The sequence below is a fragment of the Duganella sp. GW821-FHT01E12 genome (assembly GCF_059422325.1).
On the sequence record NZ_JBWKWR010000018.1, the window covers coordinates 29,651 to 48,849 of the forward strand.

The 19,199-nt window shown below is 62.5% G+C and carries 6 protein-coding genes; 5 read left to right on the forward strand and 1 reads right to left on the reverse strand.

Going from position 1 to position 19,199, the window contains the following annotated elements:
• The first annotated feature begins 75 nt into the window (after positions 1–75).
• The 5 genes from AC07WS_RS29390 (at position 76) to AC07WS_RS29410 (ending at position 18,065) form a co-directional block, all read left to right on the forward strand.
• Positions 76–16,167: a DUF4214 domain-containing protein gene (locus AC07WS_RS29390; RefSeq protein WP_494732475.1), complete on the forward strand. Its 16,092-nt coding sequence runs from the start codon at positions 76–78 to the stop codon at positions 16,165–16,167.
• 4 nt (positions 16,168–16,171) lie between these two features.
• Positions 16,172–16,666, forward strand: coding sequence for a hypothetical protein (locus AC07WS_RS29395; RefSeq protein WP_494732476.1), 495 nt, complete (start codon positions 16,172–16,174; stop codon positions 16,664–16,666).
• Between the two features lie 35 nt (positions 16,667–16,701).
• Positions 16,702–16,944 carry a hypothetical protein gene (locus AC07WS_RS29400; protein ID WP_494732477.1) on the forward strand — a complete coding sequence of 81 codons (243 nt, stop codon included), beginning with the start codon at positions 16,702–16,704 and terminating at the stop codon, positions 16,942–16,944.
• 153 nt (positions 16,945–17,097) lie between these two features.
• Entirely contained in the window at positions 17,098–17,772 is a 675-nt protein-coding gene (locus tag AC07WS_RS29405) for an RNase A-like domain-containing protein (protein WP_494732478.1), read from the forward strand.
• Positions 17,769–18,065, forward strand: a complete 297-nt coding sequence (locus tag AC07WS_RS29410) for a contact-dependent growth inhibition system immunity protein (RefSeq protein WP_494732479.1) — start codon at positions 17,769–17,771, stop codon at positions 18,063–18,065. Before AC07WS_RS29405 ends, AC07WS_RS29410 begins: the two co-directional genes overlap by 4 nt.
• A 745-nt stretch (positions 18,066–18,810) precedes the next feature.
• Here AC07WS_RS29410 and AC07WS_RS29415 read toward each other — a convergent pair.
• Positions 18,811–19,125 (reverse strand): FKBP-type peptidyl-prolyl cis-trans isomerase, encoded by a 315-nt coding sequence (locus AC07WS_RS29415; RefSeq protein WP_494732480.1) that lies wholly within the window; start codon positions 19,123–19,125, stop codon positions 18,811–18,813.
• Positions 19,126–19,199: the final 74 nt, after the last annotated feature.

Below are 19,199 nucleotides of genomic sequence, written 5' to 3' on the forward strand. Positions count from 1 at the left end.
GATCGCTGGATACCTTGTCCAGATGGTGCCTGAACGTGGGCATCGACAGACTAACCTCATGCGAAGAAGAGAAAAATGGTAGCTATTGTCAGCGGCAACGGTTTTGGTTTATCCACGGGCTCCGCCGCCACCTTGGGCCAGGCGGGCGTGTTCGGCAATCCCAACCTGGGCAACAACAAGGAAGGCGCGTATGTCAACGCCGCCAGCGGCAACCTGGTGTTGCAGGACCAGGATGATTTCATCGCCGCACTCGGCACCAATCTTTCGCTGACCCGCACCTACAATTCGCAAGGCGGCTACATCGACGGCAACCGTTCCGGCTGGCGCATGGGCCCGCTCAAGCAACTGACCGACCTGACCGGCACCGTCAACACCGCCGGCAGCACCATCACCCGCATCAACAACGACGGCAGCCGCGAGCTGTACCGCTACGACGCGGCCCGCGCACAATACCTCAGCACCGACGGCGGCGGCGGCTACAACCACCTGAGCCTGAACGCCAGCCAGGAGTGGGTCTGGACCGCCGACCGCGCCGACATGGCCGGCCTCTACGAAAACTACGGCACCCTGGCCGCCGGCGGCCGCATCCAGTCCAGCGGCGACCAGATGGGCGCTCGCATCAGCTACCAGTACGACGGCAGCGGCCTGCTCAGCCAGGTCACCGACGCCTCCGGCGACGTGACCCGCTTCGACTACGTCAACGGCAACCTGAGCCAGATCCGCGTCACCGACCGCGCCGGCGTCACCAGCACCCGCGTCCACTACAGCTACGACGCCCTGAACCGCCTGATCCAGGTCAGCACCGACCTCACGCCGGACGACAACAGCATCGCCGACGGCAAGCTCTACGCCACCACCTACACCTACCTCGACAACACCAACGAAGTGGCCAGCGTGACCCAGAGCGACGGCACCCGCCTGGCGTTCGGCTACAAGCAGGTGGGCGGCGACTGGAAGATCGACACCGTCACCGACGGCCTGGGCCAGGTCACCCGCTACGCCTACGCCAACCAGCAGACCACGGTGACCGACCCGCTCGGCAACAACACCGTCTACACCTATGACGCGGCCGGCCAGCTGTTGACCGTGACCGCGCCGGCCACGCTGCTCAATGGCGCCGTCGTGCCCGGCCAGCTTACGACCTTCGCCTACGACGCCAACGGCAACGTGCTCAGCGTGACCGATGCGCGCGGCAAGAAGACCACCTACGAATACGACGCCAACGGCAACCGCACCCGGGAGACCAACCAAGCCGGCGACACCATTACGCGCAGATATGACCTGGCCACCAACCGGCTGTTGAAGGAGTCCATATGGCCATCCGGCACGTCTTCGCAACTTCCGCTGATCACCGAATATGTCTACGACGCGCGTAACAACCTCCGGTTTATCGTCACGCCGCAAAGCCATGTGACCGAATACCAATACGACGCCAACGGACTTCGCGCCAACAAGATTGAGTACAGCGCGAGCGTATTCCCGTCGATCGTAGGCGCCAAGGAAACCGACAAGCCGCTCACAGAAGCGCAGTTGATCGACTGGAGTAAGAACCTCACGGCGGACGCTTCGGCGGCCAACAGAACCGACTATGGCTATGACGCACGCGGCTTGGTCAACAAAATCAGCACCTATGCCTACACGCGCAACTCGCCGGCAACGCCTGCCACGGAGGTCTTTACAACGCAATACGTCTACGATCAACATGGCCAGCTGCTGCAAACCATCGACGGCAAGACCCAGACCAGCACTCTGTTCGCCTATGACGGCCTGGGCCGTTTGATCTCGGCGGCCGACGCCGCCAACAACACCACGGTCACCGCCTACGACGATGTCGGCGGCAGCCGCAGCGTCACGCTGTCGAACGGCCTGGTCACCAAGACCACCTACGACCGCGCCGGCCACGCCACCAGCGTCTCGCAGCTGGACAAGGATGGCCATGTGCTCAGCATCGCCACCAACAGCTACGACAACGACGGCCAGCTGCGCCGCACCGCCGCGCCGAACGGCGCCGCCATGTACTTCCTGTACGACGACGCCGGCCGCCAGACCGCCAAGGTCGACGCCAACGGCGACCTGACCGCGTATTTCTACAACGCCGACGGCCAGGTCAGCCGCACCATCCAGTACGCCAGGCCGCTGACGCCGGCCCAGCTGAACCAGCTGGCGCAGGTCAACGGCAACTGGCCGCGCGTGAGCCTGGCCGACCTGCATGTGGCCGACAACGACGCCGACAACCGCAGCAGCTGGAACCTGTACGACGACGCCGGCCGCCTGTCGAAGTCCGTCGACGCCAGCGGCCTGCTGACCGTCTACGTCTACGACCAGGCTGGACGGGTGACGCAACAGATCCGCCGCGCCTACGATATCAGCAAGCTGGCCAATGTGTATGTGCCCGCCACGCTCGCCGATGCGCCGACGGCGGACGATCAGGTCAGCCGCAACTTCTACACCGCCGACGGCAAGCTGCAGCTGGAGATCGATCCGGCCGGCTATGTCACCGAGCACCGCTACGACGCCCTCGGCCGGTTGATCGAAACGCTGAACTACGCCACCCAGCTGACCGCCGCCTACTTGAGCCAGGCGCCGGCCGCGAGCGCCATCATCGCCGGCGCCGGCGCCGTCGCGTCGCACCAGCGCTACTTCTACAATGCCAAGGACCAGCTGGCCGGCACGCTGGACAACGGCAACTACCTGACCGAACTGAAGTACGACGCCAACGGCAACCTCCTCAGCCGCCGCCACTACGCGGTGGCCGTCACCGCGCCGGGCGGCGCCCGCATGTCCGACCTGGGCTACGCCGCCGGCCCCAGCGACCTGGTGACCAGCTACACCTACACCGCCCGCAACCAGCTCGAGACCGAAACCGCGCCCGGCGGCATCGTCACCCGCTACACCTATGACAAGCTGGGCAAGCTGATCGAGACCCGCGTCGGCACCGGCACCACCCGCGCCCAGGCCGAGCGCTACGACCTGCAGGGCCGCCTGATCGGCGAGCTGAACGCCGAGGGCGTGGCCGCGCTGGCCTCCGCCAAGCCGGAGGACGTCGACGGCATCTGGCTGCGCTACGGCACCCGCTACACCTACAACGAAAACGGCCTGCGCCTGACCGCCACCGACCAGCTGGGCAACCAGAGCCGCTATTACTACGACGGCCAGGGCAACCTCAGCTACACGATCAACGCCGCCGGCGAAGTCACCGCGCTGGCGTACAACGGCTTCAACCAGCTCAAGAGCAAGACCAGCTACGGCACCCGCATCGACGCCGCCACGCTGGCCACCCTGGGCGGCGGCCAGAACGACGCCAACATCGACGCCATCGCCGGCCAGCTGGCCGTCGGCGCGCTCGACAGCGTGACCCGCTACGAATACGACCACAACGGCCGCCAGAGCGCCGTCGTCGACGCCCTCGGCAACCGCAGCACGGTGCACTACGACGCCTTCGGCCGGGTCGACGCCACCGAACAGCAGAACGTCCCGAACGGCAATGTGTCGGCGCCGGCCGCCAATCCGGGCGGCCGCAACTTCTACGACCTCGACGGCCGCCTGACAGCCTCGCTCACCTCCGGCGGCGCCCTGACGGCCTACACCTACAACGCGCTGGGCCAACTGACCGACCGCATCACCTACGCCAAGCCGGTCAGCTTTACCGTGGCCGACCTGAACGCGGCAATGGCGCTGGTCGCGCCGGACGCGGCCCATGACAGCCACCAGCGCTACTTCTACGACGCGCGCGGGCTGCTGGCCGCCGAGATGCGCGCCGAAGGCCTGGCCGCCGACGGCAAGGTGCAATGGTCGGTGACAAAGCGAGACTACGACGGCAACGGCAACCTGATCATGCGTACTGCCTACGCCACGCCGCTGTCGGCGGCGGGCGGCGCGCCGGCGCTGGCCTACCCGGCCGTCAGCGCGTCCGACAGCCTCACCCTCTATGCCTATGACAGCGCCAACCGATTGGCCTCAACCGCCTCCACCCAGTTCAGCTTTCCCAGCAAAAGCACACCTCGGTACTGCTGGTCTGTAGTGAGCAACACGTACGACGCGTTGGGCAACCTCTCAGCCACTACTGCATACGCCAGACCGTACCTTGGTCCGGCGGGTAACGGTACCCAATTGCTCAGGTTTGTTGCGGCCTCCGCTGACGATGCCGTCACCTACTATACGTATGATAGTGCCAACCGAATCAAGACCGTGGCCGTCGCGCAGAACAACAACGACGGTCACGTACAATGGGCCGTCAGCAGCCGCAGCTACGACGCCGCCGGCAATCTCAGCTCGCTCACCCAATACGCCACGCCGCAAGTCACCGCCTCGCCCGGCACCTATCCCGCAATGGCCCCGGTGGCCGTTGCCGACAACGACCGCACCACCAGCTACCGCTACGACGCCCTCAATCGTGTGCAGTTAACGATCGACGCCACCGGTGCCGTCACCCGTCTCGATTACGACGCGCGCGGCAACGTTACTCAACGCACCGCTTACAATACACCCGTCGCCGCGCCGAACACCGTCACCGCCACCTACAACCCTGCGCCGCAGCCGGCGGATCGCATCACCCGCACCATTTACGATCTGGACAACCGTCCGGTCTACAGCATCGACGCGCTGGGCCAGGTCACCGAACAGCGCTATGACGCCCACGGCAATTTGGCGGCAACCCTGCAGTATGCCGCCGCCCTGAAGCCGGACCAGCTCGCCACGCTGACGCCGCAGACCGCCGACATCAAGAACCTGCTGGTGCTGACGCCGGGCGTGGACCGCCTGACCCGCTACAGCTACGACCAGCAAGGCCGCCTGCGCTACACCGTCGATGCCGCCGGCTACCTGAAGGAGACCGTCTACAACACCTTGGGCCAGGTCAGTTCCACCAGAGAGTACCTGGCGCCGCCGGCGGCCGCCTTCGCCGACCCGCTCACCCCGGACGCGCTGACCGCGGAAGCCAACCGCCAAAACAAGTCTGTCGCTGTCCACAGCTATACCTACGATGCCACCGGTAATCTGCTGAGCTCGACCGACCCGCTGAACAATACGGAGCGGTACACCTACGACGGCCAAGGCCGCAAGCTCACCTTCATCAACAAGGCCAACAACACCTGGACGTATGAATACGACGCCGCCGGCCACATGGTCAGCGAGACCAGCCCGCAGGTAGCCAACTACGTCGCCGACTTCGCCGTCGCCATGGGCGCGTGGACAGCACTGCCGCAGCAGGCGCTGATCACCATGTTCGAATACGACATGTTTGGCAACCTTTTGTCCCGCACCGAAGCCAGCGGCAGCAGCCAGGAGCGTACCACCACCTATCGCTACGACCTGGCGGGACGCCAGACGCTGACCATACTGTCGGGGATCAAGGTGTACGACGAGGCCGCCGATCCCAAATCCACCGCCGGCACGGCGAATGCGTTTGAAAAGGACTCCGGCGACCGTGTCACCACCGTGCGCTACAACGCCTTTGGCGACGCCGTCTCCAACCAGGACGCGGCCGGCAACATCAGCTACAAGGTCTACGACCAGCACGGCCAGGTCCGCTACGACATCGACGCCATGGGCTATGTCACCGGCTATGCGCGCAACAGTTTCGGCGAAGTCACCGACCTGACACGCTACAACACGCCCGCGCAGGCCGGCACGCCGACGCCGGACCAGCTGGGCGCCAAGGACTTTGCCCGCCGCGTGCAGGCCGATCCCAACAACGACCGCACGCTGAGCACAAACTATGACCTGCTCGGCCGCGTCATCAGGTCGAGCGAGCCGCTCACCGACGTCTACGACCAGCTCAGCAAGACCGGCCCCTACATCCGCGCCGCCAAGACCACCGACACCGCGTTCGACCGCTTCGGCCAGGTGCGCGCGCAATCGGTCTACGGCGCCAGCGCCGCCGATGCCGCCGGCAACCGCAAACGCCTCACCCTCGCCAGCGAGACCCGCAACTTCTACGACCTGCGCGGCAACCTGAAGGCGCAGGTGTCGGCCCTGTCGTCCAGCGCCGACGGCCACACCGGCACCGGCTATTTCACCACCTACGCCTACGCATGGGATGGCAGCAACCGCACCGTCACCCAGACCGAGTACAGCCAGTCCGGCGACTGGGACGACACCCGCGCCAACGGCGGCGCGCCGCCCTCCGCGCCGTCCGACACCAACCGCACCACCAAGTCGGTCTATGACCTGGCCAACCGCCTGAGCAGCCAATCCAAGGTCGGCGCGAAATTCTTCCGCGACGGCGCGGAGGTCACCGGCGACATCAAGACCGCGTATTACTATGACGCCCTGGGCAACCAGGTCCTCGCCGTCGACGCGCTCGGCGGCCAGGTCTACACCTACTACGACCAGCTGGGCCGCGTCATCGCCATCGCCAAGGCGCAGCTGCCGGGCGTTGCGGAGATCACCGCGGCCGCGCCGTCGTTGACCGAGTTCAAGCTCGACCTGCTCGGCAATACCGCCGTGCGCATCGATTACGCCGGCATCACCGGCAATCCGCCGGGGATAGGCGCACCGCCTGCCGGCGACGCCGGCAATGGCTACAATCGCGTCACGATGACCCACTACAACCTGGACGGCCGCGCCGTCGAGGTGCTCGATCCCGAGCAGTTCGGTCCAACCAATCCGCGTCCGGCTGGCGTGCCGGTGTCGGTCGCCCACACCTCCTACGATGCGCTGGGCCATGCGGTCAAGCAGTGGCGCACCGTCAGCGCCCGCAATGCCGACGACAGCTACACCACCCAAACCACGTTCCAGATCGCGCGCTACGACAGCCTGGGCCGCATCAAGGAAACGGAAACGCCGCCGCTGGCCGACCTGGTCGACAACACCAGCCGCCCGAACGTCGTCAAGAGCAACGCCTACAACGCCTTCGGCGAAGTCATCGGGACCTACGTCACCGATGCCAGCGGTATGCGGAAGCAGGTGACCAGCACCAAGTACGACCAGGCCGGCCGCGCCTGGTACAGCAACGGCGTCGACGGCGTCGACACCGTCACCCTGTTCAACGCCCAGGGCCAGGCCACCGCGCAGATCCGCAGCGCCACCACCGACCAGGCCAGGGTGCACGAACTGGCGGACGTGGCCAACGCCATGGCGGCGCGCAATGTGGCGCAGCAATTGCGCACCGACACACAATACGATTTGCTGGGCAATGTGATCGATTCCAGCGCCGTCAACGAATTGAACACGGTGCTGGTCTGGTTCAACGGCGCCTGGGTCCAGGTACCGAGCAGCTACGACCGCCCCGCGATCGACAGCCTGATCGTCATAGGCCGGCGCGACGACGCCGGCAAGACCATCGAAGTGCAATACCGTCTCAAGCCGGACGGCGCCTGGGTCGCGGCCGGCGCCGACCGCGTGCAGTGGCTGGACGGCACGCCCGTCTTCAGCACCGGCGGCATGGCCAGCGGCGACTACGAATACCAGGTCAAGATGACGCCGGTCGGCAGCAGCAGCTATCAAAGCCGCATGGGCAGCATGCACATCGCCGAGGTCGACACCACCGCCAAAAATAGCCAGGTCGTCGCCCTGTACCTGATGCTGATGGGGCGCGCGCCCGATCCGGCCACGCTCAACCGGTGGGTCGGCAAATACAATCTGGGCGCCACGCTGTCCCAGCTGGCCGGCGAGATATTTGCCAGCGCCGAGGCCAGCACCCGCCGCGGCAACGACAACGGCACCGCCATCCAGCAGATGCTGGCCACCATCGGCCGGCCACTGCCGTCCGACGCCGGCTACCAGGCCAAGCTGGACCTGTGGACCGGCAAGCTCAACCAAGCAACCACCCCGGCCGCGCGCGGCCAGGTGATCCGCGCCCTGCTCGACGACGCCGGCACCGCGCTCGACGCACGCACCAAGGCAGTCACCAACTATCTGCTGCTCGGCGGCAGCGATGCCGACGCCGCCGCACGCCTGCTGACGCTGGCCGACAGCACGCCGGACGGCGCCATCGCCGAGAGCGTCCGCCTGGCCAAGGCGGAAACCCAGCGCGTGCAACTGGCGCGCCTGTACCTGGCCTTGCTCGGCCGCGCGCCGGACAAAGGCGGCTTCGACTACTGGATCAACGACCTCAGCAACGGCAAGACGCTGGAATCGATTGCGCTGAGCATGATGCAGGACAAGGAGGCCCTGGCTCTCGGCCTGTCGCCGACGCTGACGCCGGCAAGCTACAATGAAAAACTGGTCCAGCTCGCCTACCTGAATCTGCTGGGGCGCATGCCGACGCCGGCGGAACTGTCCACGGAGACCGCGGCGCTGGGACAGGCCACGCCGCCGACCGCCGCGCACGCCAGCTTCATCGTCGGCCTGTGCAACCGGGTCGCCAACGACAATAGCGGCGATGCGGCCGCGCAGGCGGCCCGTACCATGCTGTTCGACAAGGTCACGGTCTGCCTGGCCTACGCCGCCACGCCGTCGCCGGGACTGAGCACCGAGCAGATCGTTGCCGCCAACAAGGCCGCGATCGACGCCATGTACAGCGCCGGCACCGCGGCCGACGCGGCGCACAAGGCCACGCTGCAGTTGCAGGCGCTGGCGCTGGCCGCGCAAGCCGCGGCGGACGCGACCCGGGCGGCGACGGCCGCCACCCCGCTGGAAACGCTGCGCCTGCAACTGGCGCGCGTCTATGCCGTGGTGCTGAACCGGGCGCCGGACTCCGGCGGCTATGCCTTCTGGGTCAATGTGCTCAAGAGCGGCCGTCCAGGGACCATGCTCGACATCGTGAACGACATGCTCAGTCACGAAGGCCAGAACAGCGCACTCTACCCGTCCAGCTTGAGCGACAAGGACTTTGTCACGCGCGTGTTCACCATGGGCCTGGGACTGCAGCCCGGCAGCGCCGCGCTGGCCAGCGCGGTGGCCACCTGGGTGCCCGCCGCGGCGAACACAACACGCGGTCAGTTGATGTTAAACATCATCAACGCGGTGGCGTCCAGCACCAAGCCCGACGAACAAGCCATGCGCAGCCTGCTCAACAACAAGGCCGCGGTGGGCATCACCTATGCGCTCAATTTCGGCAGCAATGACTTGGCCCAGGGCGGCGCCATCCTGTCCAAGGTCACCTCCACCGACATCTCCGCCGCCATCGCGTTCGGCAACTCGATCGGCGTGCAGGTGCTGATCAACGAGGCGCTGGCGGCATCGACCGCCGCCGCCACGGCCGCCGCGCAAGCAGCCGCGAGCGCCGACGGCCTTGGCAAGGTCAATGCCGCGCAGGCGAACTTGAACACGCTGCTGGCGGCCGCCAGCGGCAACGCGCTGGTCGCGCCGCTGGTGCGCGCGGCGCAGCTGTATGTCGTCGTGCTGTCGCGCGGCGCGCCGGGCCAGCCCGGGCTGGATCTGGGCGGCATCACCGCCATGTCGCTGCAGATGCGCGACGGCATGACCGACGTCGCGGCGATTCAATCGATGATGGACAAAACCCCGCCAACCGGCTACGACGCCGGCAAGTTTGTCAAACAGCTGTATGTCCAGGCGCTGGGCCTGGATCCGGCCAAAGACCCGGACGGTGTGGCGAAGTGGACCGCGGCGGCCGCGCTGCCGGAGAACCGCGCCCAGGTCATCGCCGGCCTGCTCAAGTCCTTCCTGGAAGATCCGATTGCCGACACCTACGCAGGCAAGCGCGACATCCAGCTGGCCCAGGCGCAGTTCCACAACAACATCAGCAGAGTGCTGGAGGGGCTGAGCACGCAAATTGGACAGGCCGAATCCGCCTACGCGATCGCCAAGGATGCCGACGCCAAAGCCAGCAGTGCCGCCACCGCCGCCAAGGCCTTGAGCGATATCACCGCCAGCACCACCGACCCCAAAGCCTTGGCGGCGCTGGAGCTGTCGCGCTTCTACGTCGGCATCCTCAACCGGGGCGCGCCGGGCCAGCTCGACATCGACGTCGGTGGGCTCAACTTCTGGACCCGCGCCTACATCCAGGGCACCGATCCGGTCGATATCGCCCGGCAGATGCTGGAGAAAGCGACATTCCCGACCGACAAGGTCGCGTTCGTGAAGCAAATGTATCAGCAGGTTTGGGGGCGCGAACCGGGGGCCGACAGCAACCGCTGGGTTTCCAAACTGATCAGCAATAGCACTGCGATGGGCTACGCCAGCGTCGCCGTCGGCATCATCCGCGAACTGGTCAATACGCCTGTCAGCACGGAACTCGATTACCGTCTTAAAGGCGGGTTCGACGCGCGCGTTCGCGATGCCATGCAAACGGCAGCGCAGAACGCCGCATCCGAGGCCGCCAGAGCCGCAACTGACCTCAGCACGAAAGGGGGGCTGCAGCAGCAGGCGAATCAAACACTGGAGACAGCGCGCAAAGCGCTGAATGCGGCGAACGCATTGACAGTCGATGGCGACTGGCGGGTCGTCTCCGCCTCGTCGTTGGCCGATACCGGCACCCGGGTTAAGAATTCAGTCAACCTCAAGCCCGGGCTGGAATTGATGGTCATCCTGGGAATGCCGACTGATTTCAGCTCGTTCTACCCCGTGGTTATGGACACCAATACCGGCGACACCCTGCTTAAAGACATACTCGCGTCCGCCAACCTGCCCTCCGTCAAAAATGACACGGAGCGCGCCAGCTTCTTCCAGTACCTGTATAACCGGATGCTGCACCGGGACCCGGATGTCTCCCCTGGGAAGGTTTGGCCTACTGGCAACTGGTGGTATGCCAACACAGTAAGCGTTCCCTTCGATTCCGTCGACAAGGCCTGGCAGTTCCTGGCTGGAGCGCGGAAAGAACTTTACACGCCGACGATTCCGCCCTACAAAGGCATTGCCCAGCGTCTCAATTTCCAGACGGAGTTTAATACCGCCTACGACTCGTTGATGGCCGAGGTCAATCGACGGATAGATAACTATCCTGCGGTTCGCCAAGCCGTTGCAGATGACATCTCGAGGCAACAGGATGCGGCGAAGACGGCGTACACCAATGCCGGCACGGACGCGGCTACAGCAAATACTAACTACAACTACGCCTGGTCCTACAACGAAGTGGCCAAGGTTGCCGGCACCACGCTCAGCCGCGCCATCCAGGTACAGACTGCTGCAGCGACGGTCGACGTCACCGCCGCCGATTCAATCGCTGCCCAGGCCCGCATGCGCGACGCCGCGCTGTCGGTCGGCCTGGCCAGCAACGCCAAGCTGATCGACTTCAAAACGGTGGCCGACACTGCCGCCGTACTGAGATCCGCCATCGGCTCCGTCAAGTCGCTGGAGGCCGGTCGCGGCGCACTGGCCAGCGCCAACGTGGTCCGTACCGATGCGGTCCAGGCCGCAGCTGGCGCCAGCCCCTTGTCCAAACAGGTGCGCGCAGTCACCGAGGTCTACACCGCCCTGTTGAAACGCAGCCCGACCTTCCTGGAATTGAACCAGGGCCTGAACTCGCTTAAAGCCGGCAAGAGCCTGGAAGACATCACCGTCGAGGTCCTGAATCGCAACCAGGATCTCTATCCCAAGCTGACGATCAGTAACGACGCCTTCGTGACCAAGGCCTACACCGCAGCCACCGGCCACGCACCGGACAACGCCACCTTGCGGACATTGAGCGACGCGCTGACCAGCGCGCCGGAATCGCGCGGCCCGGTCGTCATGACGATGGTGCGCAATCTGTCGGCAGGCGGCGCCGACTCCGTCACCTTCAACACGCAAGTGGCAAGCAACCTTAACGCGCTGTCGGCCCTGGCGCAAAATGCCGGCAGCCCGGACCAGGCCGCCCTGACCTTCTCCAAGTTCATCCAGGACAACAGCGACGCCGCGCGCGCCGAGGCCACCACCTTCGACGCCGCCGCCCAAGCCGCGATGCCGCCTGCCGCCAAGTACGTGACGCAGATCACGCAACTGTACCTGGTGCTGTTCAACCGTGCGCCGGAAGCGGCCGCCATCACGTCGGCTGTCTATCAGTTGAGTAACGGGACGCCGCTCGAACAAATCGTCCGGAACATGGTGGAGTCCAAGGAATTCCGTAGCCTGAGCAATTATGAGTTTGCGAGCCGCCTGTACACCATCGGCTTCGGACGTCCGGGCGCATTGAACGAAATCGCCCGCGCCGCCGACACGCTCAATACGGGCGTCAAGCGCGAACGGCTGGTGATCGATCTGATCAATGAGCTCAGCAACTACGCCGGCAGCGAGCCGGAGAAGACCGCCGCGCGCACCGCGCTGGCGATCAACGTTGCCGCCAGCCTGGAGCGCTCTATCGGCGAGACCGCGTCCTTCGTCGGCATCTCGCAACTGGCCGCGCAGCGTAACGCCAGCATCGAAAGCTCGGCCCTGCTCGCCCGCATGAGCGACGGCGTGCTGCTCGGCCACGACAGCGTCGTCGACAGCCTGGACATGCGCAACGCGGCCTCGATCACCCGCGACCGCTGGGGCAATGTGCTCAGCGTGACGGATGCGCGCGACCGCAACTACAAGGTCAACTACCGCTACAACCTCAACAACCAGCAGATCAGCCAGTCGCTCAACGCCCGCGACGGCGACGCCAACGTGGCGCTCAGCACCATCGGCTACGACGCCCTGGGCCGGCAGGTGCGTTCGGGCGACTTCGTCGGCAACGCCCTCGGCCGCTTCAACCGCCGGGCCTACGACAGCAACGGCAACGTGATCACCGAGACCCACGCCGATGGCGGCGTGGTCAGCTACACGTATAACCTGTTCGGCGACCGCATGTCCGTCACGACCCAGCGCGGCGACGGCCAGACGGCCTTGCAGACCAGCTACACGTACGACCACCTGGGCCATATGCTGAGCTCGGCATCGGCGGCCGTGGTCAACTACACCGCCCCGTTCCCCGGCCAGCTCAACGGCAATCCGGTGCAACAGCTGGCGGCCGAACAGCTGATACAGCGCTACTTCTACGACGAACTGGGGCGCAACATCGTGCGCGTCAATGCGGCCGGCTTCGTCACCCAGTCAATCTACGACTTTGACGGCAACGTCGTCGCCACCGTGAACGAGGCCGGCGCGCGCAGCTACTCCAGCTATGACACCCTGCACCACCGCGTCGGCACGCTCGACGCCGAGGGTTACAAGATGCGCTGGAACGTCGACGTCCACGGCCAGCTCAGCAGCAGCACCGACATGAGCGGCACCGTGACCAACTACCAATACGACGCCGCCGGCCGCAAAATCCACCAGGATGCACAACGCGCCACGCTCAAGCAGGACATCGACTACGTCTACGAGAACGGCCTGCTGACGGAGGTGCGCGACAGGGGCACCCATGTCACCACCCGCTACACCTATGACCGCGTCGGCAACCGCCTGACCGAAAAGCAGGTCTACGACAGCGCCGCGTTCGCCCCTCCCAAAGCGCGGGTGCAGGACAACACCATCACCTACGACATGCAGAACCGGGTCGCCTCGATCAAGGACGCCGACTACACGCTGAGCTACGAGTACGACAATAACGGCAACCGCACCTATGTGACCAGCGATTTCATCGAGATCATCCCCGACCACTATGAGCCCGGCCCGAATCCGAAACCAAAGGGCGACAGCGATGGGAGCGTCTGGGTGCCGGCGACGTCGGTCCCGCGCCATCTGATCACTTACAACGACTACGACGTCATGAACCGCCAGCTGAAGGTCAACTGGGCCGTGACGGTGGACGGCAACGGCAACCGAACCGGCATGGCGATGGGCGTCAACGGCCACGAGCTGCGCTACGACTACGCCGGCAACCGCAGGGCCGACAGCTTCTCCGGCGTCAAGATCACCAAGGACGACGTCAACCACACCTACGTCGCGACCGCCGCCCACCTGCTGGTAACCGAAACCTATGACTATGACCAGGTGGACCGCCTGGTGCGCGTCAACCGCGACGGCATCGCCATCAACGACCGTCGCTACGACAAGATGGGACGCCTGACCGAAACCGGCATCCTGACCACCGCCGATTACGACGGCCTCGACAAGGCGGTGGAAGCGGCCGGCGGTTCCTCCGCCACCCACATCTACGGCTACAACGACGCTCTCGGCCATCTGCTCGAACAATGGGACGGCAGCTACAACCGCTTCAACCCCGAGGACCGCAACAGCATCACCTCCAACACCTGGATCGGAAGCGATGGCTATGACAAGGCCGGCAATCTGATCAGCTATGAGGTGCGGCCGGCCGGTTCCGGCCACAACACCAAGTACACCATCCGCTACAACCACACCGACAGCGCCAAGGAGGCCAGTATCAGCGTCGAACACGGCGCCACCAACACCAGCAACTATGACGCCAACGACAACCGCTTCCAGGTGACCAGCTACGACAACGACAAGTCCACCGTGATGACCTCGCTGTGGTACGACGCCGACGGCCACGTGCTGTCCAAGCACGACGGCGCGGGCGACCACTTCTCGCTGATCGTCAACGGCCAGGTGATCGGCGAGGAGACCAACAGCCGCAACGACGTGCTGGGCTCGTCCTATGCCGGCGTGACCTCGTCGATGCTGAGCGCGCCGCCGAGCACCTACAGCGTGCTCAACCCGAGCGAGACGCTGCGCAGCGTCGCCCAGGCGATCTGGGGCGACAACAAGCTGTGGTACCTGATCGCCGACGCCAACGGTCTGAGCAGCGACAGCAAGCTGTCCACCGGCCAGATCCTGCGCATTCCGGAGCGCGTGAACACGCTGCACAACGACTACGCCACCTTCAAGCCGTACGACGCGTCCGAGGCGGTCGGCAACACCACGCCGGCGCTGCCGCCGCCTAGCCATGGCGGCGGCTGCGGTACTGCGGGCAAGATCCTCATGGTGGTGGTGGCCGTTGCGGTGACCTACTTCACCGCAGGCATGTTGGCCTCGCTCGGCCCGGTCCTGTCCACCGCCATTGGGGCCGCGGCCGGTTCTGTCGCCAGCCAGGGCGTCGGCATCGCCATCGGCGCTCAGGACGGATTCAGCTGGAGTGGTGTCGCTTTGGCAGCTGTCGCCGGCGGCGTTACAGGCGGTGTCGCGCAGCTTAGCGGCACGGATAAACTGCTGAGCTCTATAGGAGGGCAAAGTTGGGGAGCAGTGGCGGCCAGGGCTGCGTTGTCCAATGTCGTCAGCCAAGGTATCGGCAACATCGCGGGCTTGCAGCACGGCTTTAGTTGGGCCAACGTCGCCGCCTCCGCCATCGGTGCGGCGGTGGGCAGCCAGGTCGGTGAGTACCTGAACAAGAATGAAATTTTTGGACCGTTACAAGATAGCGCCGCCCAGTTGGCACGAGCCACAGCGTCAGGTTTCTCGGCGGGACTCTCTACTGCAATCGCGCGCGGGGGTAAAATCGCGGTGGCACAGATTGCTACAGATGCGTTTGGTAATGCCTTGGGTAGCAGCCTGGCCGACAGCCTCAATGGCGATGGTAGGATTCTATCGCCTCGACCGATCAGCAATTTCAGCAGCATTGCGCCAGTTGAGTGGAAACCGAAGGAAGTCGATTATAGCGCTTTAAATGCCGCCGGTATTGTTAAAGCCAACGACTATGACGCCGAGGTAGCGAAGCTTGACCTTGAGCCGTCCGTTGATGATATGAACGGGGCCCCACAAAAGCGAATATTGGAACCTCAACGCACTGCTGATGGAAAAGTCATCAAACCACCTACTGATGCTGAGTTGAATGCTGAGCTTCGTTTGCATCCACACGACTTTATGGACAAATTTACAGAAACGGCAGCCTTTTACAAAGGGCATATATCTGTGAACCGTGATGATATTAACAGGACCTTAACTTTGGTTGGCCGAGGCAGTATCTATGGCCCCCTCAGCTTCATCGCCGCAGCCGATGGAATGGACAAATGGGACAACTTATCCTATAAAGATAGCGATGGGTATACTTATAAGTCCGATGTGAAGTTCACAATTACGCAGGTGGAGAGGGATGCTGACGTTCGGCTAAATTATGGCATTGATGTTCAGAATACACGTCAGCACGCATTACCCAATGGCAATATATATTTTTTAAATAGCGACATGGATGGATTAAGACCAGGGATGCCGGCTCATGAACTTGGACACGCATTCTTTGGCGTGAAGGATGCTTACTTTGATTTAGTCATGCCAAATCATTATATTCTCCCAGCTATTCCATACAATAATTTTAACGATAGCCTGATGGGCGATCTTCATGGGATCATTCGCGGACCAGATCTTAAAGCATTGACCTTAAAATATGAGGAATCACAAATAAAATATTTTCAGTCAATAAAAAAATAAACGTATGCAAAATAATTCAAACTCAAACTCAAATCGATATCATCGACTTTTCGCTACGCTTTTTAGCGGTTTAATTTTAATGATGATATCGTTAGATGCTAATGTCTACGCACTTGGGCAACGAGCTGACTCCATCAAAAAGTCGGAAACGGCTCGGGATAAGGTCGTTCCTTCTACACCAGAAGAATGCGTGGATTTTTATAAAATCTGCTCAACCTCGATCGCAAGACTGCTTTCTACCCCCCAGAAGTATCACAACCGAAAAGTTCTCGTAAAAGGGCTATTTATCTTGAGTACTGAATCCTCGGGGTTGTACGATGAAAATACACGTGGAGAGGTTTTACATTCTATGGGTATATGGATTAATGGCGATATTCCAAAATCCTTAAATCTACAGGCAATTTCTCTGACTGGCACCTTCCGACGAGGGCCTACAGGGCATATGAATGAATTCGGCGCCCAACTTGACAACATAGAAATAGTTAAAACAACCAGATAGCTACAAATGCGTTTGGCAATGCGCTGGGGAGCAGCTTGGCTGACAGCATGCGGCCAACAACCTCGGTAACCGCGACCGCCTCGGCAGGCCAAAGCTTTGGCGACAATATCAAAGCGTGGCAAGACAATCCGTTCGAAGGCCCAACCAGGAACAGCTATGTCTTCGGCGACGAAGATCAAACTAAAGACTACCTGGGACAACTGGAGGCCAATGACGTCCGCGACCTGAAGCAGAACGACGGCACTTTCGCGGGTAGTATCACACCATCGGCGTCGTGAGCCCAAGATCCGTCACTGCCTAAGGTTTTAGTCAATCATGCTAAATGGACGCTCGAAGAGAAACTAGCGTACGACTTCCGCGTATCAAGCAGTGCGCCCGGCCAATGGGGCAACGATTTCTCGCGAGGCTTCAACGGCGAGGAACGCAGTGTAATGGAAGGCCCTACGCCAAGCGGAGAACGTATTGGCCGCACTGTCGGATCAGTGGTCGAGTTTGGCAAAGGCATGATCGGCGTGCACAGTGCCAACACGGCCAAACAGGAATGGAATAAAGGTAATTACGGTGCTTCGGCTGCTCACGGAATGGCCGCTGTTGGTCAAGCCGGGTTGACTGTACTCACGTTGGGCTCGCTCTCCGCTTTCCGCCAAGCAGGCATGAATTCAGTATCAGAAGCACTTGCCACAAAAGAGATATCCGCCCTCGATGGGGCCTTTAGCCCACTCGTAGATGGTGGTGGATTACAAATGCACGAAAATGTAGGTGGTCACCTTTTGGAAAAGCATGTGGGACAATCCGAACAAGCGCTGATGAACCGTTTGATGGCTGAGCCCAAAATTAGCGGATCATCTTCATTCTATGATCGGGCAGCAGCGGAAATCGCTGTATCGCAAACATTGGATGCAAATAAAACTATTATTACAGATTGGCTTAACGGCTCAAGTAACCGCCTGCGATTGGATTATTCGCTGCCGAGTCCAGTTGGGATCTCGCTTACTCGTGGGACAGCAGGAGCGCTCGATGCAGCATCTGTTCGAACGATTCTGGTGCGCGATCCATCAATGCCAACTGGTGATAAAATTTTAACGGGATTCCCCACTCCACCATGACATATAGAAAACTTGATGCCCTTGGGCAGCTATTGGGTTGCTATTTCCACCAAGACTGGACTGAGGAATTCGATAGCGACACCGCTGCTCTTCAATCCATTATAGAATCGGAGCCACGAGCGCAAATCTCAGCTGGAATTGTTGAAATCGATGCTCTCTTAGCGGCATCGCTGTTGGAAGATGATTTGGTGTCGATCATGACCAACCAAGTTGGTTGTTATTTTGACCCAAGCTCAGAAGGACTAACTTACACTCAATGGTTAACACAGGTTCGGGAAAAATTCCTTGCCTAACGTTGCCGAAGTATGTTCCTGTTGCTGGGAGAGTTGCCGGTACTTTTCGTATGCGCTAACGGGCTCTGCTCCGGCAATCGGAAAGAGCCTCGACCATTCGAGCCAGGGTCTAGCAATAGCACAAACTCGGCAGCAAGGCGCGGCCTTGCTGCTAGGTGTTGACTTTGGTTTTGTGTTCAACCTGACTAACGGCAGCGCGCGGCCGTGGGCACCGCAGGTGCCTACGCCGTAGGGCTGACCGCTTGATGCGCCCGCAAGGCGCACATGATGGCTTGGCAGGCGCGCAGGGGCGCCAGACATAACGCCTGTTCCGCGCGGTCGGCCCACCAAGTGAAGCTTTAGCGTAGCGACTGGGCCGACCGTGCGGAATGCGGCATTATGTGGAATGGGCGCAGCCCATTTCCCCCGGAGAGGCTGTGCTTTTGCATGGCCGTTGTCCGTTTGCCGGCGCAGCGCGACGGCAAGCGCTGAAGGCGCGCGGCGCCCCGTGAACTGCGAACGAACCAAGCGTGGCCATTGATGTCCAGGCATCAGCTGGTGATATCGTACAGCGACTAATATCGTCTGCGGCACAGTGCAGACGCACAATAGCACCCGCCATCGGCCAGCCTTGCCGCCACAAGCAAGAAAGGCTTGACGAACAAACTAAGCATACTAATACCGAGAATTGGGAATGGTTTAGGAAGGGCCGCCACAATGGCCTCCCTTTTGTCTGCCGGAGCGGCGGGACGATGTCCGCAACGGCTCAGCGCACGTCCAGCAGTTCGACGTCGACGATCAGGGTGGCGTTCGGCGGGATCGGGCCCGCGCCGTTTTCGCCGTAGCCCATACCGGCGGGCACGATCAGCATGCGCTTGCCGCCGACCTTCATGCCCTGCACGCCCTCGTCCCAGCCAGGGATGACCCGCCCCGCGCCTAGCGGTAAGCCGAAGGCCTCGCGGCCGATCGAGGAATCGAACTGCGCTCCGTGTTGCAGGAGGAGAGCAGTTGTTTCATCAGATTCTTTCGTGGACGGCGGCACAAAACAAAAAGGGCAGCCACATTGGCTGCCCTTCTTCATACTGGAGCGGGAGAAGAGTCTCGAACTCTCGACCTCAACCTTGGCAAGGTTGCGCTCTACCAACTGAGCTACTC